Source organism: Vibrio chemaguriensis (assembly GCF_012275705.1).
GTDB classification, from domain to species: domain Bacteria; phylum Pseudomonadota; class Gammaproteobacteria; order Enterobacterales; family Vibrionaceae; genus Vibrio; species Vibrio diabolicus.
This window is the reverse complement of record NZ_SHOE01000054.1, coordinates 1-2,887: the sequence shown is the minus strand read 5'-3', so window position 1 is coordinate 2,887 and position 2,887 is coordinate 1. Positions and strand designations below refer to the sequence as shown.

Annotated in this window: 4 protein-coding genes; all 4 read left to right on the top strand. The window is 41.6% G+C overall.

Translation table 11 applies throughout. The features are described 5' to 3' along the window. The first annotated feature begins 24 nt into the window (after positions 1-24). Positions 25-534, top strand: coding sequence for a ClbS/DfsB family four-helix bundle protein (locus EX191_RS22725; RefSeq protein ID WP_017048678.1), 510 nt, complete (start codon positions 25-27; stop codon positions 532-534). A gap of 684 nt (positions 535-1,218) precedes the next feature. Beyond that, a complete protein-coding gene (locus EX191_RS22715) occupies positions 1,219-1,665 on the top strand; it encodes a GNAT family N-acetyltransferase (protein ID WP_193448555.1) in 447 nt (148 codons plus the stop codon). A gap of 154 nt (positions 1,666-1,819) precedes the next feature. Further along, positions 1,820-2,134, top strand: a complete 315-nt coding sequence (locus EX191_RS22710) for a hypothetical protein (RefSeq protein WP_046875176.1) — start codon at positions 1,820-1,822, stop codon at positions 2,132-2,134. Between the two features lie 146 nt (positions 2,135-2,280). Further along, positions 2,281-2,817: a nucleotidyltransferase family protein gene (locus EX191_RS22705; RefSeq protein ID WP_193448554.1), complete on the top strand. Its 537-nt coding sequence runs from the start codon at positions 2,281-2,283 to the stop codon at positions 2,815-2,817. Positions 2,818-2,887: the final 70 nt, after the last annotated feature.

The following is a 2,887-nucleotide window of genomic DNA, read 5'->3' as shown; positions in this document are numbered from 1 at the left end:
GGCGTTATGTGAATGGAGGTCAAAATGTCTTCTGTGCCAAGAAATAAGGATGAATTGGAGTTGGCTATAAACTCAATATTTCCGAAACTCATGGCTGACTATCGTTCAATTCCGGAAAGCAAAGCTCGCAAACCTGGAGTAGAGGGAAACGTCAAAGGTACAGTCATTAGTGTTAGTGATACAGTGGCTTACTTGATTGGTTGGGGAAAACTCGTTCTTAAATGGCATCACTTAAGATCTCAAAACCAACATGTTGATTTCCCGGAAACTGGTTATAAATGGAACCAATTAGGCTCACTCGCTGAAAGCTTCCACGAAGAGTACTGTGAGTGGAAATATGATGATTTACTCATTGAGCTTGAGTCTACAGTTAACGAGATACTTTTACTCATTTCAAGCTTAAGTGACCATGATTTGTATGGTGTTGCGTGGTATGAACAATGGACTTTGGGGCGCATGATTCAGTTTAATACATCATCACCTATGAAAAATATGCGTACAAAAGTTCGGCGTTTCAATCGAGAATTCACATAACAAACTGTTTAAGAGTGATTCGCAACGCGTGGCATTTTCACTATGCGTTGGTTTAAGTGTTTAAGGTGGTATGCGGCGGCTTCGGTATTGCGTTGCTCACACCTTAACAGGGCGTTAGAACTGGGTTGGAATCAAAGGTCAAAAATCTTGATGTTTATTGGTTTCTTTTCCCAGCTTTACACCAGTTCAAATGTGCCTTTCACGTTCGCTCCGGTGGCACTAGATGCGTAGTGATCGTGTTAACAACGTCGTTTACGGTTTCTAACATTGTTAGCTATTTCTTTGGCGCGGTTTCTTTCTCACGGATGGTTTATCGGCGATAAATTGTTTCTTTGGTGTCGCTGCGAAAATCAGAAGTCAGTATTCTTTGTAAAATCAAAGTGATTGAAAATTTATGAGTTTTGCGTGTTTTTCTTCTAGCCAACTTACGTCTTGAAGTTAGTTTTTAAGTTTGGCAGCGTCCCGTTTGGCTTCAGTGTTTTAAACCATCAGTTTCGTGCTATATTTCAGTATCTTGGCGTCTGCCAAAGGCTTTAAGGGCAGCGTACTAACAAACAGTTCAAGTGGGATTCAGCACGCGTGGCATTTTTGGTATGCGTTGATTTTGGTGTTGAAGTGCCATGCAGTAGCTTAGGTGTTGCGTGCTTCACCCCTTAATTGGGCGTTATGTGCTAGGACGGTCAAATGAATATCGAAGAAACGGAAATTTCAGATTTAGGCTTAGTCGTTGACCTCGTAACAAGTGTATCGTTTGCAAACATCTTGCCGTATTTTGATATACAAGGGCAGACTACTTTTGCTTCAAAAATTCTTCCAGATGTTGAAACAGCTTTCGACAAAGTACGATTTCAGAGCGTAAAAGCCACGATAGAAAATGAACTTGTTGGTTTTGGTGCGATACGCGACAAAGAGTATATTACTCATTTGTTTGTCGACGTAAATTATCAAGGAAATGGTCTGGGTAAATTGCTACTGAAGCATATGCTGGCATTGTCAAACGGGCCCGAAGTGCGTTTAAGAGCCTCGGTTAACGCAGTAAAGTTTTATAAATCACAGGATTTTGTTGCCACAGGCACAGAAACAGAAGTTAGCGGTATCAGGTTTGTGCCAATGGTTTGGGTTCGCACATAACAAAGCGTTTAAGGCAGATTCGCAACGCGTGGCATTTTTGGTTTGGGTTAAGTTTTGTGTTTACGGTGCCATGGTTTAGGTTGCGGGTAGCGTTGCTCACTACTTAACGCGGCGTTAGCTGTTTGTGCAATGTGGTATTGGAGAGTGAAACTAAATGGAAGCAAGATTTAATAAGTTATTAGCGTTCAGTATTGTTTTAGTCCATTTTTTTGCTTTCTCTGGGCTACTATATAAATCTCAAATTTATGGGCATATTGCGGTCTCACCAGGTGAACCTTATGGGTTAGGTGACGTTATAGATTTATTGTTTGCTAGTTTAGTTGTATTGATGTGGTGTTGTGCGATGGTATCTTCAATTGTGGTGACTTTACTTAATATTAAAAGTAACTGGCTAGCTTCTCTGAAGGCACTTTTATACGGCACGGTTGGTCTGGTTGGATATTTTTACGTTAATAGTTCAGTCTCCTAATACGAAACAGCTAACAAACTGTTTAAGAGGGATTCGCAACGCGTGGCATTTTTACTATGCGTTGGTTTAAGTGTTTAAGGTTGTATGCGGCGGCTTTGGTATTGCGTTGCTCACCCCTTAACAGGGCGTTAGGGCACAGGGCGGAAATGGACAAAATCGTAGAATTAATCAAACAAGATCCAGTTAGAGTCAAAGCCTTAGAGTACGTCTCTAAATTGGGCTTGCCTCAATGCTATATTGCAGCTGGTTTCGTTCGTAATCTTGTTTGGGATGCACTGCATGGTTTTGATGTAGCGACACCATTGAACGATGCGGATGTTATTTACTTTGCTCCTGACGAGAACGACCCTAAAGCATATTTACAGTATGAATCTCAGCTCAAGCAGCTAATGCCAGAAATTAACTGGCAAGTTCGTAACCAAGCACTCATGCATACTCGAAATGGCGATTTACCTTACACAAGCTCCCTTGATGCTATGAGTTATTGGCCAGAACAAGAGACAGCTGTTGCCATTCGACAAGTCGCACCTGGTACCTATGAATGTATTGCAGCTTTTGGGTACGAATCCTTATTTGGTTACTGTGTCACACATAATCCTAAAAGGTCACGAGAAACGTTTGAAAATCGTGTAAATTCAAAGGGCTGGTTAGTAAGGTGGCGGTCTTTGAGAACTGTGCCCTAACAAAGCATTTAAGAGTGATTCGCAACGCTTGGCAGTTTCGCTTCGCTCAAGTATAGCCAAGCGCCGCTCA

Coding starts and splice junctions, on each gene's coding strand:
- EX191_RS22725 (WP_017048678.1), top strand. CDS start 25: ATGTCTTCTGTGCCAAGAAATAAGGATGAATTGGAGTTGGCTATAAAC.
- EX191_RS22715 (WP_193448555.1), top strand. CDS start 1,219: ATGAATATCGAAGAAACGGAAATTTCAGATTTAGGCTTAGTCGTTGAC.
- EX191_RS22710 (WP_046875176.1), top strand. CDS start 1,820: ATGGAAGCAAGATTTAATAAGTTATTAGCGTTCAGTATTGTTTTAGTC.
- EX191_RS22705 (WP_193448554.1), top strand. CDS start 2,281: ATGGACAAAATCGTAGAATTAATCAAACAAGATCCAGTTAGAGTCAAA.